Below are 26,344 nucleotides of genomic sequence, written 5' to 3'. Positions count from 1 at the left end.
GCCTACGGGTGCCCCCGGGGTGAACCCCAGCCTCACTCGACCGAGCAGGTGGTCCGCCAGTATCCCCGCGTCTTGTCGACGACCGGCTTGCCGACACCGGTGACGGTGAGGGTGCAGTCGAGTGGTCCGTGATAGTCGATGTCGGGCCAGGTGGCCTCCACCATCACCCGGCTCTGGCCGTTGGTCCTGATGGTGGTGCGCCAGGGCAGCTTCGTGTCGTCAACGTGGATGAGGTCGCTTTCGGCGTCGAAGTACGCGATGTCCGCCGTACCCGACCCGGTGACCTCGTAGACGACAGTCAGCGGGGCCGGCCCCGAGGTCGGTGCGGTGATCGGCTGTTTGGTGGGGGTGGGTGCCCGGGTGGGCGGCGGCGCGGTGGGTCGCTCCGGGATGAGCGGCCCGGCGGTGGGTCCGGTCCAGTCGTCGTCGGGAAGGACGTACGGGTCGTCGGCGACCGGATCCGGGCTGTCGCTGTTGAGTAGCAGGCCACCCGCGCACAGGCAGCCGCAGATGATCAGGACCAGCACCGCGAAGACCGCGATGACGATCCCGACGACCCGGCCGCTGTCCGTCGCCGGACTGCCGCTGATCTGTGGGTGCCCGGGGTAGGCGTACGGCGGTGGATAGCCGGGCGGCGGCCATCCGCCGGCCGGTGGCGACCAGCCTGCGGAGGGTGGCTGTGCGGCGGGCATGGGCCACCCTGCCGGCGGCGGCGATCCGGCGGGTGCCGGGCCCGAGTCGTCGGGCGGCGGCGGCCCGGGAGGCGCCGACGGTTCGGGGGTCCACTGGGCCGCCCCCGGGGCCGGCGTCCAGGGCACGGCCGGCGGAGACGGGGCCCACGGGGTCGGCGTCCAGGGTGCGGCCGGGGGAGGTGGTGTCCACGGGGTCGGTGTCCAGGGCGTCGGCGGTGCCCACGGCTGGCCCGGGGCCAACGGGTCGGGCACCGGCAACGGAGCCGAGGCGGGCTGCGCCGTCGGATCCGGCGGTGGTGGTGGGGGCGACGGCGGGTCCGGAGGGGAGGAGGGGGACGGCTCGGGCGGGGGCGCGTCGGACATGGCTGCTCCGGGCGGGAGTGGGTATGGGACGAACGGGCCGTGGACGGGCACGCCGAACCCGCCGAGAGACTTTCGTACTCCAAAGGCCCGCCGCAACCCCGTCCGCCGAGGCTGGGGCACTGGGCGAGCCGGGAAGCTCGTCCCGTTGCGAGCCGCCACCCACCGATCGCTCAGATTCCGTGATTGATAACCCGACTTTCGAGCACCCAAGATGAGTGAAACTGGGTTAGGCTGCGAGCCATGTGTGGAATCGTGGGATACGCGGGCGCACGCCCCGCACTCGGCATCGTCCTCGACGGGCTGCGGCGGCTGGAATACCGCGGCTACGACTCGGCGGGCGTCGCGATCGTCTGCGACGACCAGCTGCTGACCGAGAAGAAGGCCGGCAAACTGGCCAACCTGGAGAAGGTGTTGTCCGAGCGGGCCGCCGACGACCCGACCTCCTGCGCGGCCAGCCCGATCGGCATCGGTGACGGCACCACCGGCATCGGGCACACCCGGTGGGCCACCCACGGCGGCCCGACCGACCGCAACGCCCACCCGCACGTCGCCGGCGACGGCCGGGTCGCGGTGATCCACAACGGCATCATCGAAAACTTCGCCAGGCTCCGCGCCGAGCTGGAGGCCGACGGCGTCCAGTTCACCAGCGACACCGACACCGAGTGCGCCGCGCACCTGCTCTCCGCCGCGCTGGCCGACCTGCGCGCCGCCGGTCAGCCGGACAGCCCGCAGTTGCTCGCCGCCGGGATGCGCGTGGTCTGCCAGCGGCTGGAAGGCGCCTTCACCCTGCTCGCCGTCGACGCCTCGGTGCCCGGCGCGGTCGTCGGTGCCCGGCGCAACTCGCCACTGGTGGTCGGCCGGGGCGACGGGGAAAACTACCTGGCCAGCGACGTGGCCGCGTTCATCGAGCACACCCGGGAAGCGGTCGAGCTGGGCCAGGACCAGATCGTGCTGATCACCGGTGACAGCATCGAGATCACCGACTTCGACGGCCAGCCCGCCACCGGCAAGGACTTCCACATCGACTGGGACTCCTCGTCGGCCGAGAAGGGCGGCTACGACTGGTTCATGCTCAAGGAGATCGAGGAGCAGCCGCAGGCCATCGCCGACACGCTGCTCGGCCGGCTCACCGAAACCGGTGAGATCGCCCTCGACGAGGTTCGCCTCAGCGACCAGGATCTGCGCGACGTCGACAAGATCTTTATCGTGGCCTGCGGCACCGCGTACCACTCCGGCATGGTCGCCAAGTACGCCATCGAGCACTGGACCCGGATCCCGTGCGAGGTGGAGTTGGCCAGCGAGTTCCGCTACCGCGACCCGGTCCTCGACCGGTCCACGCTGATCGTGGTGATCTCCCAGTCCGGCGAGACGATGGACACCCTGATGGCGCTGCGCCACGCCAAGGAGCAGAAGGCCCGGGTGTTGGCGATCTGCAACACCAACGGCTCGACCATCCCGCGTGAATCCGACGCCGTGCTCTACACCCACGGTGGGCCGGAGATCGCCGTCGCCTCCACCAAGGCGTTCCTCACCCAGCTCGTCGCCTGCTACCTGATCGGCCTGCACCTGGCCCAGGTGCGCGGCATCAAGTTCGCCGACGAGGTGGGCGCGGTGGTCGCCCAACTGCAGGAGATGCCGGGCAAGCTGCGCGAGCTGTTGGCCCGGATCGAGCCCGTCCGTGAGCTGGCCCGGGAGCTGAAGTCCGAGCCCACCGTGCTGTTCATCGGCCGGCACGTCGGCTACCCGGTCGCCCTGGAGGGAGCGCTGAAGCTCAAGGAACTGGCGTACATGCACGCCGAGGGCTTCGCGGCCGGTGAGCTGAAGCACGGCCCGATCGCCCTGATCGACAAGGGCACCCCGGTGATCTGCGTGGTGCCCTCGCCGGTCGGCCGGGGAATGCTGCACGACAAGGTCGTCTCCAACATCCAGGAGGTCCGGGCGCGCGGCGCGCGGACCATCGTGATCGCGGAGGAGGGTGACGAGGCCGTCGTCCGGTACGCCGACCACCTGATCTACGTGCCGCGTACGCCGACGCTGCTGGCCCCGCTCGTCACCACGGTGCCGCTGCAGGTGCTCGCCGCCGAGATCGCCGCCGCCCGTGGGCACGACGTGGACCAGCCCCGCAACCTGGCCAAGTCGGTCACCGTCGAGTAAGCCCTCAGCGGCGGCCCAGGACGACCCGGGCCATCCCGTCCAACGCGGGATTGCCCGGGTCCCAGTAACCGGTGTGCCCGCCCCGCCCGCTGTCGAAGACCCGGCCGCCGAAGCCGGGATCTGACGGGTCGTGACCAAACCACAGCTCGTGCCCGGTCCGGTTGGGCCAACCCAGCACGGCCGCCAGCGGGGCAGAACCCAGCAGGGCCCGTCGGCCCAGCTCATCCGGCGGGCGGGCCGCACGGATCACGTCGTCAGGAGCGCTGCTCGCCCAGACCTCCCCGGGTGGCACGCCCAACTCGGCGGCGTGCGACGCACCGACCCCCGGTGAGCCGACGAAGGCCAGCGCGTCGGCGGCCAGCCCGTGCTCCCGGGCGGCCACTCCCACCACCAGTGACCCGTAGCTGTGCCCGAGCACGGTCTGCCGGGCAGGTGGCCCCTCGTGGCTGGCCCGCAACCCCTCCTGGAAGCGGTGCAGCGCCGGGCCGGCGTCCCGGGCCTGGCCGGCCGAGGCGGCCTCGCCCAGGAAGTCCGGAGCGTCGTAGTCCAACCAGAGCACCGCCGCGCTGCGCTCACCCGGGGCGAGCTCGACGCACCGGTCCAGCACGCGCGCCGCCCTGCCCAGCTCACCCGGGGCGTCGGCCAGGCCGGAGGTCATCCCCGGCACGTACGTCAGCACCCGGTCGGCATGGTCCGGATCGCCGAGCGCCACCACCACCCGACCCTCACCAGCCGGATCCAACCCGAGCAGGTACGCCCGCGGCTCCCCGCCGGCCGCCAGCCGCCCGGCCAGCGCGTCCAGGCCGGCCAACCGTCCGGCCAACCCGTGCAGCCGGATCGACGTGAGCGGCCCCGGCGGCACCCGAGCCAGCAAGCGTCGCCGCTCAGCCAGCAACTCCTCGCGCCAGACCCCGAGCCGCAGCCGATTGGCCTGGTCACGGGCGGCCACCGGCAACCCGTCCAACCGGCCGACCAGGGCCGGCTCGTGCCCGATCAGCCACCGTCGCTGCGCCGGTGTCAACCCGGACCACCAGGCGCGGACCAGCGCCGGTGCGGCACCGGCAGCCGGCCGGCCCGGCGGTGGCGGGGAGGCCCAGCCGGAGTCGGCGGCCCGGGCCAACTCATCCAACCGGTCGGCGGCGGCCCGATCTGCCGCCCCGGCCCCGTCGAGCGCGTCGCGCAGGGCCGCCGCCACCCGGGCTGCCGCCACGCTGGCCCGCTCGGTGGGTGAGACCCGGGTGGGATCGATGTGCACCCCGCCCGCGCGGTCCACCATCAGCCCGGCGGCGTCCGCCTGGGCGACCGTTGCGGCGAGCCGTGCCTTCGCCACCGTCAGCCGTCCGGCCAGGTCGGACAGCACCTGGTCGACCTCGATCAGCGCGGGCGCGACCGAGGTCAGTTCGTCGGCCAGACCGGCGAACCGAGCGTCAGCCGCCGTGGCGGCCGCACCGGACCAATCGCCCCGCAATCGCCCAGCGGCCCCACGCAGCTCGTCGACGCGTCGGTCGACCGGCCCGACCAGCCCCGCCCAGGCCGCCCCGGCGACCCGCCATCCGCCCGGATCGGCAGCCCAGAGCTGCCGGTAGCCGACGGTCACCGGGGCAGGTTGGCGAAGCGGTCGGCGGCCCGGTCGTCCACCGTCTCGTACGCCTCGGCCGCCTCCCGGACCCCACCGGAGGCCACCGCGACCTGGGCGCCCAGCCGGCAGAACCAGGCATGCCCGGCTGCCTCCAACCCGGCCAGAGCTGAGCCAGCTCGCCACTCGGGCGCCACCACCAGCAGCCCGGTCGCCCCCGCGAGACCCAACGCCAGCCGGTGCGCCTCGTCGTCGAGGCTGACGGCAACCGCCCGCAGCTCCTCCGGCCGGACAGCGAACGGCTCATCGTTCATGACCACACCCCCGTGGACGATCGGCATCGACGAGCTGACGCTAGGCCCGGCCCCGGCGACCCCGCGGTGCCCTGTGGACAGCCGGCGGTGGGCCGTACCCCGGCGTGTCCACAGGCGTTGCCCACGGCGGGCCCGACGGCTAATCTGCGGCCTCGGCCGCCGGTAGGGTGGTGTGGTGATCGTCGCTGTCGGCATCGACGTCGTCCTGGTCGACCGGTTCGCCCGGGCCCTGGCACGGACGCCGCTGCTCGCCGACCGACTCTTCACCACAGCCGAGCGGCACACCCGCTCCGGCAACCCGCGCTCCCCGGAGTCGCTCGCCGGCCGGTTCGCCGCGAAGGAGGCCGTGGCCAAGGCGCTCGGTGCTCCGGCCGGGCTGCACTGGCACGACTGCGAGATCGTGTCCGACCCGGACGGCCGTCCCTGGCTGACCGTCGCCGGCACCGTCGCGGCGGCGGCCGACGCCCGCGGGGTCAACCACTGGCATCTCTCGCTGTCGCACGACGGGGGGATCGCGTCGGCGATGGTGGTCGCGGAACGGTGACGTCGGCCGGGCGGGCCGATCGGGTCCACCCTCGAACGGAATGGGACACGGTGGCATGAGATCGGTGTGGCGGGTGGCCGACGTACGGGCGGCCGAGGCGGGACTGATGGGCACGCTGCCGGAGGGCACGCTGATGCAGCGGGCCGCCGCCGGGCTGGCCCGCCGTGCCGCGCTGCTGCTCGCCGAGCGGGGCGGAGTCTACGGCGGTCGGGTGCTGCTGCTGGTCGGCTCCGGCGACAACGGTGGCGACGCGTTGTACGCCGGGGAACGACTGGCCCGCCGGGGTGTCGACGTGTCCGCCCTGCTCCTCACCCCCGGGCGTGCACACGCCGCCGGGCTGGCCGCGCTGCGAGCTGCCGGCGGTCGACTGGTGGACCGTCCGACCGGCCCGGTCGACCTGGTCCTCGACGGCATCGTCGGCATCGGCGGCACCGGAGGTCTGCGGGCGAACGCGGACGAGGTGGTCCGGGGTCTCTGCCAGCTGCGTGGGCGCGACGGCGACCGCTCCACGGTGCTGGCGGTGGACGTGCCGAGCGGGGTCGCGGTGGACACCGGCCACGTGCCGCTGTCCGCGTCCGGCCGACCCACCGCGGTCCGCGCCGACGTGACGGTGGCCTTCGGCGCGCTGAAGCCCGCACTGGTGGTCGGGCCGGCCGCCGCCCTGGCCGGGCAGGTGGAGCTGGTCGACATCGGGCTGCGCCCGTGGCTGCGCGGCACCCCGGCGCTCCGGGTCACCGAGTGGTCCGACCTGGTCGACTGGTGGCCGAAGCTGGGCCCGGCCTCGGAGAAGTACACCCGGGGAGTGGTGGGTGTGGCGACCGGCTCGGCGACCTACCCGGGTGCGGCGGTGCTCTCCGTGGGTGGCGCTCTGGCCGGGCCGACCGGCCTGGTCCGTTACGCCGGCGGCGCCCGCACCGAGGTGCTGCACCAGCACCCGTCGGTGATCGCCAGTGGGCGGGTCGCCGACTCGGGTCGGGTGCAGGCCTGGGTCTGCGGCTCCGGGCTGGGCACCGGTGCGGACGCGGCTGCCGAACTGCGCGCCGTGCTGGCCACCTCGGTGCCGGTGGTGCTCGACGCCGACGCGTTGACCCTGCTGGTGGACGGCTCGCTCGCCGACCGGCTGCGGGGTCGGGACGCGCCGATCGTGGTCACCCCGCACGACCGGGAGTTCACCCGACTCTGCGGGGAGGAGCCCGGCGCCGACCGGGTCGGCGCGGCGTTGCGGCTGGCCGCCTGGATGAACGCGGTGGTGCTGCTCAAGGGGGACCGCACGGTGATCGGTACGCCGGACGGTCGGGCGTACGTCAACCCGACCGGCACCCCGGCACTGGCCACCGGAGGCACCGGCGACGTGCTGGCCGGGCTGCTCGGCTCACTGCTGGCGGCCGGGGTGCCCGCCGAACGGGCCGCGGCCTCGGCCGCGTACCTGCACGGGCTCGCCGGCCGGGAGGCGGCCCGGGGTGGGCCGGTGACCGCGCCCGACGTGGTGACCGCCCTGCGCCCGGTCGTCGCCCGGCTGGGCTGATCGGTCGGTTCCAGGCGGGACGATCGGATCGACTGCCCGGGACGTGCGTCGCCGCCCGCGGTGATCTCGGCGGAAAGTAGGCTGGGCGCATGTGGCAGGCCGAGGTACGCGTCGATCTTGACGCGATCCGCGAGAACGTGAGCACGCTCCGCTCCGGCACCACGGCCGAGCTGATGGCCGTGGTGAAGGCCGACGGGTACGGCCACGGCATGCTGCCGGCCGCCCGCGCGGCGCTCGACGCCGGGGCGGACTGGCTCGGTGTCTGCACCCTCGACGAGGCGCTCACCCTGCGTCGGGCCGGGGTGACCGTGCCGGTGCTGGCCTGGCTGCTGGCGCCTGGGCTGCCGCTGCACGACGGGGTCAGCGCCGGGGTGGACCTGGGCGCGGCGAGCCTGCCGCAGCTGGACGAGATGATCGAGGCGAGCCGGCTCGCCGGACGCCCCGCCCGCCTGCACCTCAAGATCGACACTGGGCTCTCCCGGGGCGGGGCGACCGTCGCCGACTGGCCGGCGCTGCTGGACGCCGCCGCCAAGGCGCAGGCCGACGGCCTGGTCGAGGTGGTCGGCGTGTGGAGCCACTTCGTGTACGCGGACATGCCCGGCCACCCCACCACCGATCGTCAGGTGGCCGTCTTCCACGAGGGGCTGGCCATGGTCGAGCGGGCCGGACTGCGCCCGCGCTGGCGACACCTGGCCAACTCGGCGGCGACTCTGACCCGCCCGGACACGCACTTCGACCTGGTCCGTCCAGGTCTGGCCATCTACGGGCTCTCCCCGGTGGCCGGTGAGACGTACGGGCTGCGGCCGGCGATGACCGCGCGCGCCCGGGTGATGCTCACCAAGCGGGTGCCCGCCGGCACCGGCGTCTCCTACGGCCACACCTACACCACGTCGAGCGAGGCGAACCTGGCCGTGGTGCCGCTCGGGTACGCCGACGGGGTTCCCCGGCACGCCTCCAACACCGGGCCGGTGCAGCTCGGCGGCGTACGGCGGACGATCTCGGGGCGGGTCTGCATGGACCAGTTCGTGCTCGACTGCGGCGACGACCCGGTGGCCGACGGCGACGTGGCGACGCTCTTCGGCAGCGGCGCCGACGGCGAGCCCACGGCCGACGACTGGGCCGAGGCGGTCGGCACGATCAACTACGAGATCGTCACCCGGTTCGGCAGTACCCGGGTGCCGCGCGTCTACGACGGCGAGCGGGCATGAGCTATCGCATTCCGCGTCCGCGGACCGCGGCGGGCCGGGTCGCGGGGATCGTCGGCGCCGCGGTCGGGGTGGCCGCGGCGGGTCTGGCGGCCGGCGTCGCGACCGAGCGGACCCTGGTCCGCCGGCTCAAGACCGACCCGACCGACCGCTACGCGCACGAGACGTTCGGCGAGCAGCGGTACGACGAGGCGTTCCGTCTCGCACTGCCGGACGGCACGGACATCCACGTCGAGGTGGTCGAGCCGACCAGGCCGGTGCCGGGGCACCCGACGGTGGTGCTGGTGCACGGCTTCTGCCTGGACATGGGGACGTTCCATTTCCAGCGCCAGATGCTCGCCGCGCGCGGTGACCACCGGATCGTGTCGTACGACCAGCCCGGTCACGGTCGGTCCGGCCGGCTGGAGACCGGAGAGTACGACCTGACGGTGCTCGGCCAGACGCTGCGCCAGGTGATCGACCGCACCGCCCCGGACGGGCCACTGGTCCTGGTCGGCCACTCGATGGGCGGCATGACCATCATGGCGTTCGCCGAGCTGTTTCCGGAGTTGTTCGGTGATCGGGTGGTGGGCACCGTCCTGATGGCCACCTCGGGCGGGCTCATCGCGGAGACCAAGCTGGTCGCGCCCGCGCTGCTCGGCCGGGTCGGCGGCCCGGTGCTCTACATGGTCAGCAACGCCACCCGGTACGGCGGGCCGGTGATCGACAAGGCCCGCAAGTCGACGTCGAACGTGGCCTGGCTGCTGACCCGCAAGTACGGCTTCGGCACCCGCAAGCCCAGCCCGGCGCTCGTGTCCTTCGTGGAGATGATGAACTCTCGGACGTCGGCCGACACGGTGACCCGCTACCTGCGGACCCTGGCCACCCACTCGCGCTTTCCGGCTCTGGCGGCGCTGGCCGCGACGCCGGTGCTGGTGGTGGTCGGCGACAAGGACATGATTACCCCGGTGACCCACTCCGAGGAGATCGTCCGGCGGCTGCCGCACGCCGAGTTCGTCAAGATCAAGGACAGCGGTCACGTGGTGATGCTGGAGCACGCTGACGAGGTCAACGCCGCGCTTGCGCGGTTCCTCGAGTCACTTGGAGAGCCGGAGGAACGGTGAGTCACGTCGTCAAACTGCCGACCGTCGAGGACACCCGGGAGTTCGGCCGGCGCCTGGCCGGGCTGCTGCGAGCAGGTGACCTGGTGCTGTTGACCGGCCCGCTGGGCGCCGGCAAGACCGCGCTCACCCAGGGCGTCGGCGCCGGCCTCGGTGTCGTCGGGGACATCACCTCGCCGACTTTCGTGATCGCCCGGGTGCACCGTCCCGATCCGTCCCGGGGCGGCCGGGTGGCCCTGGTGCACGCCGACGCGTACCGGTTGGGTGACGCCACCGATCCGCGCGCCGAGATCGACGACCTGGACCTCGACGCCTCGGTCGACGACTCGGTCACGGTGGTGGAGTGGGGCGAGGGCCTGGTGGAGCAACTCGTCGACGCGCACCTGCGGGTTCGCATCGACCGCCGCGACGACGACACCCGGATCGTCGAGCTGGATCCGATCGGTGGGGACTGGGCCCGGCGGCTCGCCGACCTGGGTTAGGTCGGTGGCTGTCGTACCCGATGCCTAGAGTGCGGGGGACCGACCCGCGCTGTGAGAGGTTTTTGATGCCCGACGACGCCCCCGCCCTTGACCTGCTGGCCCTGCTGCCGGAGCCTTGGCGTGCCGTGCTCACCCCGCACCTGGACGCGGCCCGCACCGCCGCGCTGGCCGAGTTCGTTGCCCGGGAATACGCGACACAGACCGTCTTCCCGCCCCTGGAGGACCTGTTCTCGGCATACCGGCTCTGCCCGCCGCAGGGCACCCGGGTGCTGATCCTGGGGCAGGACCCATACCACCGGGCCGGGCAGGCGCACGGGCTGAGCTTCAGCGTCCGAGACGGTGTGACGGTGCCGCCGTCGTTGCGCAACGTCTTCAAGGAGTTGGGTGAGGACGTCGGCGTCCCCAAGCCGCGCGGCGGCAACCTCGACGGTTGGGCCGCACAGGGCGTGCTGCTGCTCAACGCGGTGCTGACCGTCCGCCAGGCCACCCCGGGCTCGCACGCCAACTCCGGCTGGGAGGAGTTCACCGACGCGACCATCAGGGCGCTGGACGCGTCGCCGGACCGGGTGGTCTTCCTGCTCTGGGGTGGCTACGCCCGCAAGAAGGCCGCCCTGGTCACCAACCCGCAGCACGTGGTGCTGGAGGCCGGCCACCCCAGCCCGATGAACCCGCGTGGCTTCCTCGGCAGCCGCCCGTTCAGCGCGGCCAACAAGGCGCTCGCCGACGCCGGCCTGCCCACCATCGACTGGGAGCGCACCGCCGGCTGAGCCGACTGTCGACTGGGCCGCCGGCTGAGCCGGCTGTCGACTGGGCCGCCGGCTGAGCCGGCCGTCGACGCTCCTGCTGGCCACGCGCCGGCGCTGGTTCAGCCTCCGCTGGCCGTCTGCCGGTCGCGGTAGCGGCGCAACAGCTCGCCGGCGCGTGGCTCGGTCAACTCCAGCTCGACGAGCGGCACCACCCGGTAGATCCGCCCACCGTGCTGCACCTCGATCGTCTCGGGTAGCTCGTCGCACATTGTTGCCCTGACCTCGCCGTACCGGGTCGACCAACGATGCTCACCCGGCTCCTCCGGCTCCAGCCACACTCCGCCGAACTCACCCCAGCGGGCGTTCCACCGCTGGCCGTAGTTCGTCTCCAGCCAGCGGGTGAACGGTTTGGAGTCCTGCCAGCGCAGGGCGATCTCCAGGGCCTCGACCGGCACCGGCGCGCCCTGCAGCAGCGCCGCCGTGTTCCCGGTGATGACCTGGGGAAAGTCGGAGAGCTGGTCCAGCAACCGATCCAGGCCCAACCCGTCGATCCGCTCGCCGATCGGCCGGGCGGCCAGGTCGTCGATCCGTGCGTCGAGGTGCGCGTCCAGCGGCTCGACCCCGACGACCAGTTGGACGTCCATCGCGGCGAGCAACGCTTCGAGGACGGCGATGCTGGGCGCGCGGTTGCCGCTCTCGATCCGGGCCACCGCCGCCTGGCTGACCCCAGCCAACTCAGCCAGCTCAACTTGGGTCAGGTCGCGTAGGTGCCGCTGCTGTCGAACGGCGCTGCCGAGCAGGGTGACGAGGCGCGTGGTTGGCATGTCGGGATGGTGGACCACACCGGCCGTGGCGAACAGCGTTGAGGCGGGTTCACGACTGGGCGGCCTTCGTCCCATTTCACTGGCCCGCGGGTGACCTGTCTCGGCGACCGGGCCTTTCCCTGATGAGCGGTATACCTGTGAGTCATAACTATGACTCACAGGTATACCGCTCAGTGGGGAGAGTCGCCCGTCGCCCTCTCCCATGTCGGCCGCCCGGCGGGTGGGGCCGTGCGGCGGGTTCGGCCGTGCGGTGGGTGGGGCCGTGCGGTGGGTTCGGCCGTGCGGTCGCGCCGGACCAACCGGCGGGCCCCGGCGGGCCGCTGGTGTGGGAGGGACGTGTCCGGGTCGCGGTGTGCAGGGGCGGGGCGGGGCTGGGGGCGTTGGCGGGGCGGCTAGGCTGGCTTACCGTGCTCGTACTCGTGGTGGACAGCTCGACCCCCGCGGTGACCGCGGCGCTGGTGGAGGTCTCGGCGGACGGCGTGGCGTCCCGGGCGCACCGGTGCACCGTCGACGCCCGCGCCCACGGCGAACTGCTCGCGCCCCAGGTGGACGCGGTCCTCGCCGATGCCGACGCGCGCCCGCGTGACCTGACCGCCATCGTCGCCGGGCTCGGCCCGGGGCCGTTCACGGGGCTGCGGGTCGGCCTGGTAACCGCCGCGACGATGGGTCAGGTGCTCGGCATCCCCACGTACGGCGTCTGCTCGCTGGATGCCATCGGCTACCCGGCGGCGTCCGGCGAGCCGGTGTTGGCCGCCAGCGACGCCCGGCGCAAGGAGCTCTACTGGGCCGTCTACGACGGCGCTGGCGAGCGGGTCGTCGGGCCCGAGGTGTCCACGCCGGTGGTCGCCGCCGCGCGCGCCCGCGAGTTGGGGGCGACGATCGCGGTCGGCGACGGGGCGCACCGGTACGCCGAAACCCTGGATCTGCCCGTTCGGGTCGAGCCGCGGTACCCGGACGCCACCGTGCTGGCGTCGCTGGCTGCCGAGCGGATCCGGGCGGGCGCGCCCAGCGAGCGGCTCACCCCTCTCTACCTGCGTCGCCCGGACGCGGTGGCGGCGACCGGCCGCAAACCGGTCCTGCCATGACCGCGGTACGACTCGACCCGTTCCGCTGGTGGCACATCGACGACGTGCTGCCGATCGAGGCTGACCTCTTCGGTGCCGAGCAGTGGTCGCCGGCCATGTTCTGGAACGAGTTGGCCAACGGGCACCACTACCGGGTCGCCGTCGACGCGGACGGTTCGGTGCTCGGTTACGCCGGGCTCGCCGGTGTTCCGCCGGGCGAGGTGTGGGTGCAGAACATCGCCGTCCGCCGGGACGTCCAGCGGCGCGGCGTTGGCCGTGCCCTGCTGGAGGAACTGCTCGCCGAGGCGGCCCGGCGCGACGCCCGCAGCACCCTGCTGGAGGTCGCCGTGGACAACGCCGCCGCCCAGCGGCTCTACGCGACGTACGGGTTCGAGCCGATCGGGGTGCGGCGCGGCTACTACCAACCGAGCAACACCGACGCGCTGGTGATGCGGCGCGACGCCGAGCCGACCGGGGACGGATCACACGACCATGGCTGACGAACCACTGATCCTGGGTATCGAGACCTCCTGCGACGAGACCGGCGTCGGCATCGTGCGGGGGCACACCCTGCTGGCCGACGCGCTCGCCTCCAGCGTCGAGGAGCACGCCCGGTTCGGGGGTGTGGTGCCCGAGGTGGCCAGCCGGGCACACCTGGAGGCCATCGTGCCGACCATGGACCGGGCACTGACCGAGGCCGGCGTCACCCTGGCCGACATCGACGCGATCGCGGTCACCTCCGGGCCGGGGCTGGCCGGCGCGCTGCTGGTCGGGGTCGCCGCCGCGAAGGGCTACGCGCTCGCCGCCGAGAAACCGGTGTACGGCGTCAACCACCTCGCCGCCCACGTCGCGGTGGACACCCTCGAACATGGCCCACTGCCCGAACCCGCCATCGCGCTCCTGGTGTCCGGCGGTCACTCGTCCCTCCTGCTCGTCGACGACCTGGCCCGGGGCGTCACCCCGCTGGGGGCCACCATCGACGACGCGGCCGGCGAGGCGTTCGACAAGGTCGCCCGGCTGCTCGGGCTGCCGTTTCCGGGCGGCCCGCCGATCGACCGGGAGGCCCGGGCCGGCGACGCCGCCGCCATCGCCTTCCCCCGCGGTCTGACTGCCGCGAAGGATCTCGCCGCCCACCGGTACGACTTCTCGTTCTCCGGGCTGAAGACGGCGGTGGCCCGGTGGGTCGAGGCGCGTCAGCGTGCCGGTGAGCCGGTGCCGGTGGCCGACGTGGCCGCGTCCTTCCAGGAGGCCGTCTGTGACGTCCTGACCAGCAAGGCGCTCGCCGCCTGCCGTGCGCAGGGCATCGAGACGCTGGTGATCGGCGGGGGAGTGGCGGCGAACTCGCGGCTGCGGGCAATGGCCGAGCAGCGGGCGGAGAAGTACGGCATCCGGGTCCGCGTGCCCCGGCCGAAGCTGTGCACCGACAACGGAGCAATGGTGGCCGCGCTCGGTTCGCACCTGGTCGCCGCGGGGGTCGCACCGAGCCGACTGGACCTGCCGGCCGACTCGGCACTGCCGTTGACCACGGTCAGCGTGTGACGGAAGCGGCGGACATGATCGTGCGGATGTGGGAGGCGCGGGCCGAGGCGTACGGCGTCGCCGACCTGATCACCTGGGTGTGCGACACCGCCCTGCCGGAGTTGGAGCATGACCCGCTGCACGTGTCCAGCGAGGTCTTCTCCTCCACCGACCACCGTGTCGTGGTCATCTCCAAGTGGCGCAGCAACCCCCGGCCGCTGCCGGATCCGCCCGCCCTGCTGGTGGCCCGCGCCCCGCACTCCTGGGACTTCACCCAGGTCGACCGCTGACGCGAGCCACCACCGAGCGATCGGTCAACTGCGGCGCAGCATCCGGTACGTGGCGATTCCGCCGGTGCCCAGCGCGGCGAGGAAGACCAGCCAGACGACGGTGCTGCTGACCCCGACCTGTGGGCCGGCGTTCGCCTTGGCGGCGGCCAGCAGCCCATCCTCACCGGGGGCGGGCAGCGCCGCCGGCGGCAGCTCCGGCCAGCGGACCAGCCCGGTGCTCTCCAGCATCTGCATGTGGTGCATGACGAAGCTGTTGGCGTCGTCGCAGAGCTTGCGGACGGTGGCGTCGCGGGTGCTGGCGCGGACCGCGCCGATCACCGGGAAGATCTTGCCGTGGGCGACCCGGAGTCGGGTGACGAAGATCTGGTCGAACCGGGCGCCGGAGGCCTTCTGCATCTCCGCCAGCCAGCCCTTCTGCTCGGCCGTCGGCTCGCTGGGGATGCTCGCGCCCAACTTGTTGGCAGCGTCCACCGTGAGCTGGTCGAGCCGCTGGTGCTCGCTGGCGATGCCGGCGCCGATCTCCCGTACCTTGGCCGACTGCCCCTTCTCGGCGGCCATCTGGCCGGCCGGCATCTCCCACAACCCGGCCAGTCGCACCCCGTTGAGCAGCGTCATGTCGGCGGCGTTGAGCTGCTGGCCGCCAGCGGGCGCGGCGATGGCGACGCCGGGCAGGACACCGATCCCCGCGATGATCGCGATGAGCAGCAGCGCCGCTCGATGGGTCCGGATGCCCAGCCGGCGACGGGCGGATCTGAGCGGTGCCATGTCTGTGGTGCCTCCTCGGTCCGGACCGAAACGCGTCTGGACCGGGCAGCCACACCTGCCGGCTGCCCGTCCGCCCACTGATACGGACTGATCGCGCGATCAGTTCATCGGAGGGCGAGCCGGATCAGCGGGTGACGGCGATGAAGCCGCCAAGCAGCAGCAGGGTGAGCGCGGCGGCGGCGAACACCATCAGCAACTCCCGACGCCCGTGCCCGACGGATTCGTCGCCGTCGGTGGTCGGGTCGGGCAGGGCCGGCAGGTCTCGGGTCAGCGCGGCCAGGTCACCGAGGGTCCGAGCGGTCCACACCGCACCGGCCCGGTCGGAGAATTCGTCAAGGGTCAGCCGGCCTGCCGTGGTGTGCCGGTGCAGCTCGGCGACCACCCGGTTGCGGTCGTCGTCGGAAGCGCGCAGCTCGACATCCACGCCGAACAGGGTACGCGGATCAGCCCACGTCGAGGGGGTCGGCGAGGAGTCGTTCGAAGGCCAACTCGGCGGCCCCGATCAGGGGTGCGTCCTCGCCCAGCTTCGGCGTACGCAGCCGGACGTGCTCCAGGCAGGCGCTGAGCGCGTTGGAGTTGAGTCGGCTGCGGATCTGGGCCGCCGCCGCAAGGTAGAGGTCGCGCATGGTCCCGCCGAAGATGACCATTTCCGGGTTGAAGACGTTCACCAGGTTGGCCACCCCGAAGCCGAGCCAGTCGCCGGCCTGGCGGACGGCCGTCTGGGCGCGGGCGTCACCACGGTCGGCGGCATCGAAGACGGCCAGCAGCGCGCCACGACCTCGAGCGCCGGAGCGGCCGGCAGCGCGAAGCAGACCGTGCTCGCCGATCTCGGTCTCCCAGCAGCCCCGGGAGCCGCACTCACAGGGCCTGCCGTCGAGGACCACCTTCATGTGGCCGACCTCGCCGCCGTACCCGCCGTGCCCGGTCAGCCGGCGTCCACCAGCGATGATGCCGGCGCCCACGCCGACGTCGCCGTACAGGTAGAGGACGTTGTCGCAGCCGGCCGCCACGCCTCGTGCGTGTTCGGCGAACGCCGCCACGTCCGCCACGTTGCCCACGGTGACCGGCACGTCGATGCCCAACTCGGCACCGAGTGCCGCGCCGATCGGCTCGTCCACCCAGCCGGTGGTCGGGCCGAGCCGCACCAGGCCGTCGTCGCGGCGGACCATGCCACAGACCGCGACGCCGGCACCGACGCAGATCGCGTCGGAGGGCACGATCTGCTGCATCTGTTTCACCGCACCGGCCAGGAGCGGCGCGGCCTCCGCAGCCAGCAGGCCACGCGGCCGGTCCAGGTCCCGGCGGTCCAGGACCGCCCCACCCAGCCCGATCCGGGCCGCGCGCAGCCGGTCCACCTCCACTGAGTACGCGTACGCGTAGACCCGGGCCGACTCGGGCCGGACGACCAGTGACGGTCGGCCGGCCCGGCCGGTTTCCTTTGGCGCTCCCTCGCTGACCAGTCCCACTGCGGACAGGTCGGCGGTGAGCGCGCCGATGGTGCTGCGGTTGAGGCCCAGCGTGGTGGTCAGTTCGGCGCGCGTCGTCGGCCCGTGGACGTGTACGTGTCGCAGCAGGGCACCGAGGTTCTGCCGTCGCACGTCGTCCTGACTCGGTCCTGGGCGCATCGTGGTGCTACCTCCCGCGCGGTCAGCGGGTGCCGGTGGCTGCCGCGCGGCGGCGGGAGAGCGCGTCGACGCTGGCGGCGAGGAGCAGCACAACGCCGGTCACCACGTACTTGACTCCCGCGCTGTAACCCATCAGGCCCATTCCGTTTTCGATGACCGCGACCACCGCGCCGCCGAGCACGGCGTCGAGGACGCGGCCCTTTCCGCCGAAGAGGCTGGTGCCTCCGATCACCGCTGCGCCGACCGCGTAGAGCAGTACGTTACTGCCCCCGGTGTTCGGGTCGACGGAGTTGGCCCGGCTGGCCGCCACGATGCCACCGATGGCGGCCATGGATGAGCAGATCACGAAGACGGAGATCCGGATCCGGTCGACGCCGATACCGGCCCGGCGGGCCGCTTCCCGGTTGCCGCCCACGGCGTAGATGTGCCGGCCGTAGCTGGTGCGCTGGAGCACGAAGGTCCAGATGACCAGCAGCACCGCGATGATCGGCACCACGATCGGCACACCCTTGAGCGAGACGATCAGTACGTTGCGGCTGCGCTCCAGGTTGAGGACGTACACCGCCGTGCCGAGGATGACGGCGAGCCCGCCGATCCGCAGCGCCACCACCGCGATCGGGTCGGTGATCAGACCACGGGCCGCCCGGTTGCGGTGCCGCAGCAGTTGCACCGCGCCATAGCCGACAACCGCGAGGGCAGCCAGCGCCCAGCCCAGGGTGGGGGCGAGGTTGCGGTTGGCGATGGCGACAAGCGTTTCGTCGCGGACGGAGATGTTGGTGCCGTCCTTCACGAGCATCAGCACGACGCCCTGGAAGGCGAGGAAGCCGGCGAGAGTGACCACGAAGGACGGAATGCCGATCTTCGCGACCAGCAACCCGAGCGTGGTGCCGATGACCACGCCGGTGGCGACCGCGGCGAGCACGGCGACCCACCAGGGGTAGCCGAGCACGGTGACCACGTTGGCCAGCACCGCCGCGCAGACGCCGCTGGCGAAGCCGGCGGAGAGGTCGATCTCGCCGAGCAGCAGTACGAAGACCAGGCCCATCGCGATGAGCGTGACCGCCGCGCCCTGGGTGAAGAGGTTGGCGAAGTTGCCGGCCGACAGGAACGACGACGGCCGCATGACCGCGAAGACGGTGCAGAGCACGACCAGGCCGAGCACGGCCGGTAGTGCGCCGACGTCGCCACCGCGTACCCGACTCAGGTAGTTGCGGACGTGGCTCCCGACGGTCGGCGGCGGTGTGACGGCCGCCGGGCCGTCCTTCCGCACGGCGGTGGTGGTCATCGGGCGCCTCCTGAGATCGAGTCGGCCGGCTGCGGGCCGTCGCCGTTGCTGCCCGGGTCGGTGGCGAGGCCGAGCCCGCCCGAACGCCCGGCGGTGATCAGCTCGACCACCTGGGCATGCGTGATGTCGGTGGTCTTCACCTGGGCGACCATCTGGCCGAGGTACAGCGCGGCGATCCGGTCGGAGACGGCGAAGACGTCGTTCATGTTGTGCGAGATGAGCACCACGGCCAGGCCGTTGTCGGCGAGGCGGCGGACCAGTTCGAGCACCTGGGCGGTCTGTGCCACGCCCAGCGCGGCGGTCGGCTCGTCCAGGATGACCAGCTTGCTGTTCCACAGCACCGCCTTGGCGATGGCCACGGTCTGGCGCTGACCGCCGGAGAGACTGGACACGTGCTGGCGCAGTGAGGTGACGGTGCGGATGGAGAGCCCTGCCAGGGTTTCGGCGGCGAGCTGTTCCATGGTCGGCTCGTCCAGGACGATGCCGCTGTGCTTCTCCCGGCCGAGGAACATGTTCTGCACGATGTCCAGGTTGTCGCAGAGCGCGAGGTCCTGGTAGACGACCTCGATGCCGAGCGTGGCGGCGTCGCGGGGGCTGCCGATGTGCACCGGTTCACCGTTGAACAGGAACTCTCCGGCGTCGGTGGGGTGGATGCCGCTGATGCACTTCACCAGGGTCGACTTGCCGGCGCCATTGTCGCCGACCAGAGCTGTCACTTCGCCCGGGTGAACGGTCAGGGCGACGTCGCGGAGCACCTGGACGGGGCCGAAGCTCTTGTCGATCCCGCGGAGTTCCAGCAGGGGGGTCGCGGACACGGGGGTCTCCTTAAGGGAGGGTCGGGGCCCGTCCGGCCGGCGCCGCCCGGCACGGGAGGGTGCTCCCGTGCCGGGCGGCGGTGGTCGTCCCGGCGGGTACTGCGGCGTCGGTCAGCTGATGCCGGCTTCGCCGCAGAGCTTGGCGTACGTACCGGTGCAGAGCTGCTCCTTGGTCACGTAGCCGTCGGCGACGACGTCCTTGACGTTGTCCTTGTAGATCGCCTTCGGGGTGAGCAGCACCGAGGGGACGTCGCGGCCACCCTCCGGGTCCTTCACCGTCTGACCGGTCTCCTTCTTCTCGCCCTTGGCCAGCGCGATGGCCAGGTCCGCGGCGGCCTTGGCCTCTTCCCGGACGGCCTTGTAGACGGTCATGCACTGGTCACCGGCGAGGATGTTCTGCAGGCCCTCCACGCTGGCGTCCTGGCCGGTCACCGGCACCTTGCCGTTGATCTTGTTCTTCTTCAGGATCGAGATGGCGGCGTTGCCGAGAGTGTCGTTGGCGGCCAGCACGCCGTCGATCTTGCCCTTGGTCGCGGTGAGCTGCTGCTCGAAGATGGTCGCGGCGGTGGGGCCGTCCCAGCCCGGCACGGCGTCGTCCGGGCCCTTGGTGTATTCCTTGGCGTCGAACTTCGGCTTGAGCACCGAGTCGTAGCCGGCCTTGAACAGGGTGGCGTTGTTGTCGGTGGGGGAGCCGTTGAGGTACGCCACGACGGGGTTCTTGGCGCCCTTGTCGGTCAGGCACTTCGCCAGACCCTCGCCCTGGAGCTTCCCGACGGTCTCGTTGTCGAAGCTGACGTAGTACTGGGCGGAGCCGCCGAGGGTGAGCCGGTCGTAGTCGATGGTGGCGACGCCCTGCGACTTGGCCTTGTCGAGCACGGCCTTGCCGGTGCCGGAGTCCAGGTTGACGATCATGAGGGCGGTGACGCCGCCGGTGATCATCTGGTCGGCGATGGTCTGGAAGGCGGCCTTGTCGTTCTGGGCGTTCTGAATGTCGTACTTGACGCCGGCGGTCTTGAACGCCTCCTCCAGGAAGCGACGGTCCGCGGTCTCCCAGCGGGGGGAGGACTTGCTGTCCGGAAGAATCACGCCGATCTTGGGAGTCTTTTTGGAGTCGGCCGAGCCGGTGCCGGAGTCGTCGCTGCAGGCGGTCAAGCCGCCGGTCGCGAGCAGGCCCACGGCGGCGATGGTGAGGATCCCCTTACGCATGTGCAGGGTCCTTTCGGGGGTGGGGGAGGTGTTGTTTTTGTTGTGTCCGGCAACGTATTGCGCGTCACACCGCCTCCACAAGACCGCGCATGCACCGAGTTTGTTGGCAGCGATAACAATTCAGCAACGCGACTGTTACTCCACGGGTATCCCACGGTGGAGTCGACGTAACGAGAGTCGTCAGCGGGTCTGCAACGGGGCGGTGCGGGCGTCGGTCAGCGCCACCAGATCCGCCGCCGCCAGTTCGAGTTGCAGACCGCGCCGACCAGCCGAGACGTAGATCGTCGGGAGATCCAGCGCGGATTCGTCAAGCACGGTGGGCAGTCGCCTGCGCTGCCCGAGCGGGCTGATCCCCCCGCGTACGTAGCCGGTGGCCCGCTCGGCGACCGCCCGGTCGGCAAGCGTCGCCCGCTTGCCACCGACCGCCGCTGCGAGCGCCTTCAGATCCAACTCGCCGGTGACCGGGACGACCGCCACGGTGAGCGCGCCGTCGACCTCGGTCACCAACGACTTGAACACGCGCTCCGGCGCCACGCCGAGCGCCACCGCCACCAACGCGCCGTAGTTCGGAGCGTCTGGTGCCACCCGGTACGGATGGGTGCGATGCGCGATCCCACGCTTGACCACCAGCGCTGTCGCCGGAGTGCCCTGTCCCGCCACACCGGCGACGCTAGTCGACCGGCCGGCCGATCAAAACGGTCGGTGCGCCCGCGACCCGGGTGAGCACCAGACTCGCCGCCTCGTCGCCAGCCAGCCGCAGGTCCCGCCGCAACTGCTCCGGGGTGAGCGCCGAACCCCGCTTGAGGATCTCCACCCGGCCCACCCGGCGGTCCCGCAGCAACGCCCGCAGACGCTTCAGCGAGAACGGCAGCACGTCGGTGATCTCCAGACAGCGCGCGTACGGGGTGCGGGTCGGGCGGTCGGCGTAGAGGTAGGCGATGCTCGGGTCGCCGAGGGTCGCGTCCAGGTCGACGGCCAGTTCCGCGACGAGGTGGGCGCGCACCACCGCCGGGTCCGGGTCGTACAGGTAGCGGCGGGGCGGCCCGACCCCGGCCTCGTCGGCGCCCGAGCCGGTGAGCTGGTGGCGGTGGACCTCGGCACCCTGCTGGCGGTAGAGAGTGGCACGGCGGGGCACCTCCGCCAGGTCGCCGCACCAGAGCGCGGCCTCCACCAGGTCGCCGTCCACCCCGACCCACTCCGCCTCCGCGCCGGCCGGGATGAGCGCGTGGTCCAGCCCGGGCGCCACCTTGATCACGGTGCGCGGCACCCGTTCGGCCAGCCCGGTGACGAAATCCCACGGCGGCGAGTAGGCGCGTGGGTCGAAGATCCGCCGCCCGGTGCCGGTGGTGCGGCGGGCCGGGTCGCAGAAGACCCCGTCGACGCGGGAGACGTCGAACGCGGTGGCATCGCCGCACTCGACCGTGAACAGGTCGGCCAGTCCGGCCGCCGCCGCGTTGGCGGCGGCCATCGCGGCGGTCACCGGGTCGGCCTCCACCCCGTACACCCGGATGCCGGCGCGGGCGGCGGCCAGCGCGTCCGCGCCGAGGCCGCAGCCGAGGTCGGCCAGGGTGCGGACGCCGGCCGCGTGCAGCCGGGCGGCCCGACGATCGGCGACCACCCGGCGGGTGGCCTGCTCCAGGCCGGGGCGGGTGAGGAACATCCCAGCGGCGGCCGGGCCGAACTTGCCGACCGCCCGGTGGCGGAGTTCGGCCTGGGTGAGCGCCGCCGCGGCCAGCGTCGGCGGCACCCCGGCAGCGCGCAGCGCCGACGCCGCGGCCAGCGGGTCACCGCCGGCCAGCCCGGCCGCCGCCGTGAGTGCGGCCGACCCCTCGGGGGTACGCAGCGCCGTCAGCTGGTCGAGATCCACCCGGTCATTGTCCCGGTCGGCTCGGAAATCCTGGCTGGCGGGGCGCGACGCGCTGGCACTCTCCTTGACGGAGTGCTAGCCACGGAATAACCTGCGATTAGCACTCTCACCCTGAGGGTGCCAGCTTCCGGGTCTCGCGACCCGGGTGCGCACGCCAGGCGGACCGGCACCCGCGACGACGGCCCCGCCCGGTGGCATGAGGCAGATTGACGCTGGTCGGCCCCGCCGGCCAGCAACGAAACCAGTACCCCAGGAGGGTATGCCCGTGACTACCGCGACCAAGGTTGCGATCAAGCCGCTCGAGGACCGCATCGTGGTCCAGGCGAACGAGGCTGAGACCACCACGGCGTCGGGCATCGTGATCCCCGACACCGCCAAGGAGAAGCCGCAGGAGGGCACTGTCCTCGCTGTGGGCCCGGGGCGCGTCGACGACAACGGCAACCGGGTTCCGGTTGACGTTCAGGTCGGCGACACCGTCCTCTACTCGAAGTACGGCGGCACCGAGGTCAAGTACGCCGGCGAGGAGTACCTGGTGCTCTCCGCCCGCGACGTCCTCGCGGTCATCGAGAAGTAAGCAACCGATCAGTGCCATTGCCCCGGTCCGGCTCGCCGGGCCGGGGCAGTGGCGCTTCGAAGGGACATTCATGGCGAAGATCCTGAGCTTCTCGGACGACGCCCGACACCTGCTGGAGCACGGTGTCAACGCCCTCGCGGACGCGGTCAAGGTCACCCTCGGCCCGCGCGGGCGCAACGTCGTCCTGGACAAGAAATTCGGTGCGCCGACGATCACCAACGATGGTGTGACCATCGCCAAGGAGATCGAGCTCACCAACCCGTACGAGAACCTCGGCGCGCAGCTGGTCAAGGAGGTGGCGACCAAGACCAACGACGTCGCCGGCGACGGGACCACCACCGCGACCGTGCTGGCCCAGGCGATGGTTCGCGAGGGTCTGCGCAACGTGACCGCCGGGACCAACCCGGCCGGCCTCAAGCGGGGCATCGACGCGGCGGCCACCAAGGTCTCCGAGGCGCTGCTCAGCCGTGCCGCAGAGGTCACCAGCAAGGAGTCGATCGCGAACGTGGCGACGATCTCCGCGCAGGACGCCACGATCGGCGATCTGATCGCCGAGGCGATGGAGCGGGTCGGCCGCGATGGTGTCATCACCGTCGAGGAAGGCTCGATGCTCACCACCGAACTGGACGTGACCGAGGGTCTCCAGTTCGACAAGGGCTTCATCTCGCCGAACTTCGTCACCGACCTGGAGGGTCAGGAGTCCGTCCTTGAGGACGCGTACATCCTGGTCACCACCCAGAAGATCTCGGCGATCGAGGAGCTGCTGCCGCTGCTGGAGAAGGTCCTGCAGAACAGCAAGCCCCTGCTGATCATCGCCGAGGACGTGGACGGCCAGGCGCTCTCCACCCTGGTGGTCAACTCGCTGCGCAAGACCCTCAAGGTCTGCGCGGTCAAGGCCCCCGGCTTCGGTGACCGGCGCAAGGCGATGCTCCAGGACATCGCGATCTCCACGGGCGCCGAGCTGGTCGCCCCGGAGCTGGGTTACAAGCTCGACCAGGTCGGCCTTGAGGTGCTCGGCACCGCTCGGCGCGTCGTGGTCGACAAGGAGAACACCACGATCGTCGACGGCGGCGGCCAGAAGGCCGACGTCGCCGACCGGGTGTCCCAGATCCGCAAGGAGATCGAGGCCTCCGACTCCGACTGGGACCGGGAGAAGCTGGCCGAGCGGCTGGCGAAGCTCTCCGGCGGCATCGCCGTGATCAAGGCTGGTGCGGCGACCGAGGTCGAGATGAAGGAGCGCAAGCACCGCATCGAGGACGCCATCGCGGCGACCAAGGCTGCGGTCGAGGAGGGCACCGTGCCCGGCGGCGGCGCCGCCCTGGTGCAGATCCTGTCGGTGCTCGACGACGACCTGGGCTTCACCGGTGACGAGAAGGTCGGCGTCTCGGTCGTGCGCAAGTCGCTCGTCGAGCCGCTGCGCTGGATCGCGCAGAACGCCGGACACGACGGCTACGTCGTGACGCAGAAGGTCGCTGACCTGAAGTGGGGCAACGGCCTCGACGCGGCCAAGGGCGAGTACGTCGACCTGGTCAAGGCCGGCATCATCGACCCGGTGAAGGTGACCCGCAACGCGGTCACCAACGCCGCCTCGATCGCCGGTCTGCTGCTCACCACGGAGAGCCTCGTGGTGGAGAAGCCGGAGCAGGCCGAGCCGGCCGCCGCCGGCGGCGGGCACGGCCACGGCCACCAGCACGGCCCGGGCTTCTGACCCGGTAGCGACACCCGTCCGGGGCGCACCGTCGTACGACGGTGCGCCCCGGTTCGTCTTCGCGGGGTCATTACCAGACGCTGACGTTGTTGGCGACCGGGCGAGATGATCGCGCACACTGGGCCGATGAGCACCACGTCGCGGCGGTACGCCGCGCTGGCCGGAGTGACCGCCGCCGCCGTCGCGATCGGGATCGCCGAACCGGTGGCAGTGCTGACGGGTCCCCGGTCGGCGCCCCTGGTCGCGGTCGGCGGGGTCGTCGTCGACGCCGTCCCCGAGTCGCTGAAGCAGTTCGCCATCGACATCTTCGGCACCGCCGACAAGATCGCACTGCTGGTCATCACGGGCCTGTTGCTCGGAGGGTTCGCCGCGCTGTTCGGGGTGCTGGCCGTCCGCCGGCTGGCACTCGGCCTGGCCGGCATCGCCGCGTTCGGTGCCATCGGCGTGGCCGCCGCGCTGACCCGCCCCGGTGCGGACGCCGCCGACGCCCTGCCGTCACTTGTCGGTGCCGGCCTCGGCGCCCTGGTGCTCTGGCTGTTCATCGAAGGCCCGTTCGAGCTGGACCCCTGGCCCTGGTCGCCACCCACCCCGATCGCGCCGGTGTCGCCAGCCGGCCCGTCGGCTCGGGAGGGCCTGCCGGTGCCGGTGACCCCCGCCGCGCCGGTGCCGGTGACTCCGGCCCAGCCGCCGGTCGAGCCCTCGGTCGAGCGCTCGGATGGGCCTGCGGCTGAGCCTGCGGTGGTGGCCGGGTCGAGCGGGCCGTCGTCGGACGTCGACCCGGAGTCGAGGCGACGGTTCCTCACCGGCAGCGGAGTACTGCTCGGCACGGCCCTGGTCGGCGGTCTCGGTGGACGTTGGCTCGCCGGTCGACGCGGGGTGTCCGCCGCCCGGGACGCGATCCGGTTGCCCGCGCCGGTCGCCCCCGCACCGGCCGTGCCGGCCGGCGCGGACCTCTCACTGGCACAGGTCGCGCCCTACGTCAGTTCGAACTTCGGGTTCTACCGGATCGACACCGCGCTCGTGGTGCCCCAGGTGGACCCGGACACCTGGCGGCTGCGTATCCACGGGCGAGTCGGCACCGAGCGCACCTACAGCTACGCGGACCTGCTGGCCCGGCCCCTCGTCGAGCGGTACGTCACGCTGGCCTGCGTCTCCAACGAGGTGGGCGGGGACCTGATCGGCAACGCCCGCTGGCTCGGCGTACCCCTTCGGGAGTTGCTCGACGAAGTCGAGCCGGACGCGGACGCCGACCAGGTCGTCGGCCGCTCGGTCGACGGCTGGACCTGCGGCACCCCCACCGCCGCACTCCGCGACGGGCGGGACGCACTGTTGGCCGTCGGCATGAACGGCGAGCCGCTGCCGGTCGAGCACGGCTTCCCGGTCCGGATGGTGGTGCCCGGCCTCTACGGCTACGTGTCAGCCTGCAAGTGGGTGACCGAGCTGGAGCTGACCCGGTTCGCCGACTTCGACGCCTACTGGGTGCCGCGCGGCTGGTCCGCCCAGGGGCCGATCAAGACTCAGTCGCGGATCGACACCCCCCGACGGCGCAACCGGCTGACCACCGGCCCGGTGACCGTCGCCGGGGTGGCCTGGGCGCAACACCGGGGCATCCGCCAGGTCGAGGTACGCGTCGACGGCGGAGAGTGGCAGCAGGCAGAGCTGGCACCGACCGTGTCGGTGGACACCTGGGTCCAGTGGTCCTGGCGCTGGGACGCCACGCCGGGCGAGCACCGGCTCCAGGTCCGGGCTACGGACGCGACCGGCGAGACCCAGACCGAGCGTACGCAGAGCGTAGCCCCGGACGGCGCCACCGGCTGGCACTCGGTCACCGTCACCGTCCGCTGACCCGCGCTTCGTGGGGCAGTGCCGGGCCGTCCAGCTGATCGACGGCGAAGTGTTCAGACCTTGGACAGTTTGCGTCAGCGCGTGACAGTCAACAGCGATGCGCGGCGCGGGTGCGGGCGCGTTGGTCGCAGGCGTGCTGGCGGGGTGTGGATATGCCGGTGGCCGGCACCCCGGGTTTCGGGGTGCCGGCCAGCGGTCGGGTCGTTCGGGGGTCAGCTGTTCCAGTACTGGCCGACCAGGTCGGCGGCCTGCTGCTC

26 protein-coding genes are annotated in these 26,344 nt (G+C 72.3%); 14 read left to right on the top strand and 12 right to left on the bottom strand.

The genetic code is table 11. The annotated features are described in order from the left end of the window. Positions 1–32 precede the first annotated feature (32 nt). Positions 33–692 carry an MmpS family transport accessory protein gene (locus C7C45_RS08280; protein WP_110563052.1) on the bottom strand — a complete coding sequence of 220 codons (660 nt, stop codon included), beginning with the start codon at positions 690–692 and terminating at the stop codon, positions 33–35. 603 nt (positions 693–1,295) lie between these two features. Here C7C45_RS08280 and glmS point away from each other — a divergent pair. Then, positions 1,296–3,209, top strand: coding sequence for a glutamine--fructose-6-phosphate transaminase (isomerizing) (gene glmS / locus C7C45_RS08275; protein WP_110563051.1), 1,914 nt, complete (start codon positions 1,296–1,298; stop codon positions 3,207–3,209). A 4-nt stretch (positions 3,210–3,213) separates the two neighbouring features. Here glmS and C7C45_RS08270 read toward each other — a convergent pair whose 3' ends face one another. Both C7C45_RS08270 and C7C45_RS08265 read right to left on the bottom strand, forming a co-directional pair. Further along, positions 3,214–4,806 carry an alpha/beta hydrolase gene (locus C7C45_RS08270; protein WP_110563050.1) on the bottom strand — a complete coding sequence of 531 codons (1,593 nt, stop codon included), beginning with the start codon at positions 4,804–4,806 and terminating at the stop codon, positions 3,214–3,216. After that, the gene (locus C7C45_RS08265) at positions 4,803–5,099 is read right to left on the bottom strand and encodes a hypothetical protein (RefSeq protein WP_110563049.1); all 297 of its coding nucleotides are present in this window, start codon (positions 5,097–5,099) and stop codon (positions 4,803–4,805) included. The genes C7C45_RS08270 and C7C45_RS08265 overlap by 4 nt, the downstream gene beginning before the upstream one ends. Before the next feature lie 175 nt (positions 5,100–5,274). Between C7C45_RS08265 and C7C45_RS08260 the strand changes: the two genes are divergently transcribed. The 6 genes from C7C45_RS08260 to ung all read left to right on the top strand — a co-directional run bounded on the left by C7C45_RS08260 (position 5,275) and on the right by ung (position 10,722). Beyond that, the gene (locus C7C45_RS08260; RefSeq protein ID WP_110563281.1) at positions 5,275–5,643 is read left to right on the top strand and encodes a holo-ACP synthase; all 369 of its coding nucleotides are present in this window, start codon (positions 5,275–5,277) and stop codon (positions 5,641–5,643) included. A 55-nt stretch (positions 5,644–5,698) separates the two neighbouring features. Then, the gene (locus tag C7C45_RS08255) at positions 5,699–7,168 is read left to right on the top strand and encodes an NAD(P)H-hydrate dehydratase (RefSeq protein ID WP_110563280.1); all 1,470 of its coding nucleotides are present in this window, start codon (positions 5,699–5,701) and stop codon (positions 7,166–7,168) included. Positions 7,169–7,257: 89 nt separating this feature from the next. After that, on the top strand, positions 7,258–8,376 hold the full coding sequence (alr, locus tag C7C45_RS08250) for an alanine racemase (protein ID WP_110563048.1): 1,119 nt from the start codon (positions 7,258–7,260) through the stop codon (positions 8,374–8,376). Beyond that, the gene (locus tag C7C45_RS08245) at positions 8,373–9,476 is read left to right on the top strand and encodes an alpha/beta fold hydrolase (protein ID WP_110563047.1); all 1,104 of its coding nucleotides are present in this window, start codon (positions 8,373–8,375) and stop codon (positions 9,474–9,476) included. The genes alr and C7C45_RS08245 overlap by 4 nt, the downstream gene beginning before the upstream one ends. Further along, a complete protein-coding gene (gene tsaE, locus C7C45_RS08240) occupies positions 9,473–9,955 on the top strand; it encodes a tRNA (adenosine(37)-N6)-threonylcarbamoyltransferase complex ATPase subunit type 1 TsaE (RefSeq protein ID WP_110563046.1) in 483 nt (160 codons plus the stop codon). The genes C7C45_RS08245 and tsaE overlap by 4 nt, the downstream gene beginning before the upstream one ends. A 65-nt stretch (positions 9,956–10,020) precedes the next feature. Beyond that, positions 10,021–10,722, top strand: coding sequence for a uracil-DNA glycosylase (gene ung / locus C7C45_RS08235; RefSeq protein ID WP_110563045.1), 702 nt, complete (start codon positions 10,021–10,023; stop codon positions 10,720–10,722). A gap of 98 nt (positions 10,723–10,820) precedes the next feature. Here the strand turns inward: ung and C7C45_RS08230 are convergent, their stop codons facing one another. Next, complete coding sequence (locus C7C45_RS08230) at positions 10,821–11,525, bottom strand: helix-turn-helix domain-containing protein (protein ID WP_110563044.1); 705 nt, start codon at positions 11,523–11,525, stop codon at positions 10,821–10,823. A gap of 407 nt (positions 11,526–11,932) precedes the next feature. Between C7C45_RS08230 and tsaB the strand changes: the two genes are divergently transcribed. Genes tsaB through C7C45_RS08210 form a run of 4 tightly spaced genes read left to right on the top strand, consistent with a single transcriptional unit; the run spans position 11,933 to position 14,397 of the window. Beyond that, positions 11,933–12,610 carry a tRNA (adenosine(37)-N6)-threonylcarbamoyltransferase complex dimerization subunit type 1 TsaB gene (gene tsaB, locus C7C45_RS08225; protein ID WP_110563043.1) on the top strand — a complete coding sequence of 226 codons (678 nt, stop codon included), beginning with the start codon at positions 11,933–11,935 and terminating at the stop codon, positions 12,608–12,610. Further along, positions 12,607–13,089, top strand: coding sequence for a ribosomal protein S18-alanine N-acetyltransferase (gene rimI / locus C7C45_RS08220; RefSeq protein WP_110563042.1), 483 nt, complete (start codon positions 12,607–12,609; stop codon positions 13,087–13,089). The genes tsaB and rimI overlap by 4 nt, the downstream gene beginning before the upstream one ends. Further along, on the top strand, positions 13,082–14,128 hold the full coding sequence (tsaD, locus tag C7C45_RS08215) for a tRNA (adenosine(37)-N6)-threonylcarbamoyltransferase complex transferase subunit TsaD (RefSeq protein ID WP_110563041.1): 1,047 nt from the start codon (positions 13,082–13,084) through the stop codon (positions 14,126–14,128). The genes rimI and tsaD overlap by 8 nt, the downstream gene beginning before the upstream one ends. Positions 14,129–14,142: 14 nt before the next feature. Next, the gene (locus C7C45_RS08210; protein ID WP_053660576.1) at positions 14,143–14,397 is read left to right on the top strand and encodes a hypothetical protein; all 255 of its coding nucleotides are present in this window, start codon (positions 14,143–14,145) and stop codon (positions 14,395–14,397) included. A gap of 24 nt (positions 14,398–14,421) precedes the next feature. Here the strand turns inward: C7C45_RS08210 and C7C45_RS08205 are convergent, their stop codons facing one another. The 8 genes from C7C45_RS08205 to C7C45_RS08170 form a co-directional block, all read right to left on the bottom strand. Continuing rightward, positions 14,422–15,162, bottom strand: coding sequence for a DUF4142 domain-containing protein (locus C7C45_RS08205; protein ID WP_110563040.1), 741 nt, complete (start codon positions 15,160–15,162; stop codon positions 14,422–14,424). 124 nt (positions 15,163–15,286) lie between these two features. After that, positions 15,287–15,586, bottom strand: a complete 300-nt coding sequence (locus C7C45_RS08200) for a DUF1707 SHOCT-like domain-containing protein (protein ID WP_110563039.1) — start codon at positions 15,584–15,586, stop codon at positions 15,287–15,289. A gap of 19 nt (positions 15,587–15,605) precedes the next feature. Then, on the bottom strand, positions 15,606–16,787 hold the full coding sequence (locus C7C45_RS08195; protein WP_110563038.1) for an ROK family protein: 1,182 nt from the start codon (positions 16,785–16,787) through the stop codon (positions 15,606–15,608). 22 nt (positions 16,788–16,809) lie between these two features. Continuing rightward, the gene (locus tag C7C45_RS08190) at positions 16,810–18,072 is read right to left on the bottom strand and encodes a sugar ABC transporter permease (RefSeq protein WP_110563037.1); all 1,263 of its coding nucleotides are present in this window, start codon (positions 18,070–18,072) and stop codon (positions 16,810–16,812) included. Beyond that, the gene (locus C7C45_RS08185) at positions 18,069–18,887 is read right to left on the bottom strand and encodes an ATP-binding cassette domain-containing protein (protein ID WP_110563036.1); all 819 of its coding nucleotides are present in this window, start codon (positions 18,885–18,887) and stop codon (positions 18,069–18,071) included. Before C7C45_RS08185 ends, C7C45_RS08190 begins: the two co-directional genes overlap by 4 nt. 111 nt (positions 18,888–18,998) lie before the next feature. Continuing rightward, positions 18,999–20,093 carry a sugar ABC transporter substrate-binding protein gene (locus C7C45_RS08180; protein WP_110563035.1) on the bottom strand — a complete coding sequence of 365 codons (1,095 nt, stop codon included), beginning with the start codon at positions 20,091–20,093 and terminating at the stop codon, positions 18,999–19,001. Between the two features lie 180 nt (positions 20,094–20,273). After that, a complete protein-coding gene (ybaK, locus tag C7C45_RS08175) occupies positions 20,274–20,753 on the bottom strand; it encodes a Cys-tRNA(Pro) deacylase (protein ID WP_110563034.1) in 480 nt (159 codons plus the stop codon). A gap of 10 nt (positions 20,754–20,763) precedes the next feature. Further along, positions 20,764–21,960 carry a THUMP-like domain-containing protein gene (locus tag C7C45_RS08170; protein WP_110563033.1) on the bottom strand — a complete coding sequence of 399 codons (1,197 nt, stop codon included), beginning with the start codon at positions 21,958–21,960 and terminating at the stop codon, positions 20,764–20,766. Positions 21,961–22,219: 259 nt separating this feature from the next. On the opposite strand from C7C45_RS08170, the gene groES reads away from it, so the two are divergent. From groES to C7C45_RS08155, 3 genes are all read left to right on the top strand, one after another. Beyond that, positions 22,220–22,534: a co-chaperone GroES gene (gene groES / locus C7C45_RS08165; RefSeq protein WP_030330046.1), complete on the top strand. Its 315-nt coding sequence runs from the start codon at positions 22,220–22,222 to the stop codon at positions 22,532–22,534. A gap of 70 nt (positions 22,535–22,604) precedes the next feature. Further along, positions 22,605–24,242 (top strand): chaperonin GroEL, encoded by a 1,638-nt coding sequence (gene groL / locus C7C45_RS08160; RefSeq protein WP_110563032.1) that lies wholly within the window; start codon positions 22,605–22,607, stop codon positions 24,240–24,242. Positions 24,243–24,368: 126 nt separating this feature from the next. Next, positions 24,369–26,087 (top strand): molybdopterin-dependent oxidoreductase, encoded by a 1,719-nt coding sequence (locus C7C45_RS08155; RefSeq protein WP_110563031.1) that lies wholly within the window; start codon positions 24,369–24,371, stop codon positions 26,085–26,087. Positions 26,088–26,344 lie beyond the last annotated feature (257 nt).

The organism is Micromonospora arborensis (genome assembly GCF_003205615.1).
Lineage (GTDB): Bacteria > Actinomycetota > Actinomycetes > Mycobacteriales > Micromonosporaceae > Micromonospora > Micromonospora arborensis.
This window is presented reverse-complemented; position numbering and strand designations above follow the sequence as displayed.

Coding starts and splice junctions, on each gene's coding strand:
- C7C45_RS08280 (WP_110563052.1), bottom strand. CDS start 692: ATGCCCGCCGCACAGCCACCCTCCGCAGGCTGGTCGCCACCGGCCGGC.
- glmS (WP_110563051.1), top strand. CDS start 1,296: ATGTGTGGAATCGTGGGATACGCGGGCGCACGCCCCGCACTCGGCATC.
- C7C45_RS08265 (WP_110563049.1), bottom strand. CDS start 5,099: ATGAACGATGAGCCGTTCGCTGTCCGGCCGGAGGAGCTGCGGGCGGTT.
- C7C45_RS08255 (WP_110563280.1), top strand. CDS start 5,699: ATGAGATCGGTGTGGCGGGTGGCCGACGTACGGGCGGCCGAGGCGGGA.
- alr (WP_110563048.1), top strand. CDS start 7,258: ATGTGGCAGGCCGAGGTACGCGTCGATCTTGACGCGATCCGCGAGAAC.
- C7C45_RS08245 (WP_110563047.1), top strand. CDS start 8,373: ATGAGCTATCGCATTCCGCGTCCGCGGACCGCGGCGGGCCGGGTCGCG.
- ung (WP_110563045.1), top strand. CDS start 10,021: ATGCCCGACGACGCCCCCGCCCTTGACCTGCTGGCCCTGCTGCCGGAG.
- C7C45_RS08230 (WP_110563044.1), bottom strand. CDS start 11,525: ATGCCAACCACGCGCCTCGTCACCCTGCTCGGCAGCGCCGTTCGACAG.
- rimI (WP_110563042.1), top strand. CDS start 12,607: ATGACCGCGGTACGACTCGACCCGTTCCGCTGGTGGCACATCGACGAC.
- tsaD (WP_110563041.1), top strand. CDS start 13,082: ATGGCTGACGAACCACTGATCCTGGGTATCGAGACCTCCTGCGACGAG.
- C7C45_RS08210 (WP_053660576.1), top strand. CDS start 14,143: ATGATCGTGCGGATGTGGGAGGCGCGGGCCGAGGCGTACGGCGTCGCC.
- C7C45_RS08205 (WP_110563040.1), bottom strand. CDS start 15,162: ATGGCACCGCTCAGATCCGCCCGTCGCCGGCTGGGCATCCGGACCCAT.
- C7C45_RS08195 (WP_110563038.1), bottom strand. CDS start 16,787: ATGCGCCCAGGACCGAGTCAGGACGACGTGCGACGGCAGAACCTCGGT.
- C7C45_RS08190 (WP_110563037.1), bottom strand. CDS start 18,072: ATGACCACCACCGCCGTGCGGAAGGACGGCCCGGCGGCCGTCACACCG.
- C7C45_RS08180 (WP_110563035.1), bottom strand. CDS start 20,093: ATGCGTAAGGGGATCCTCACCATCGCCGCCGTGGGCCTGCTCGCGACC.
- groES (WP_030330046.1), top strand. CDS start 22,220: ATGCCCGTGACTACCGCGACCAAGGTTGCGATCAAGCCGCTCGAGGAC.
- groL (WP_110563032.1), top strand. CDS start 22,605: ATGGCGAAGATCCTGAGCTTCTCGGACGACGCCCGACACCTGCTGGAG.
- C7C45_RS08155 (WP_110563031.1), top strand. CDS start 24,369: ATGAGCACCACGTCGCGGCGGTACGCCGCGCTGGCCGGAGTGACCGCC.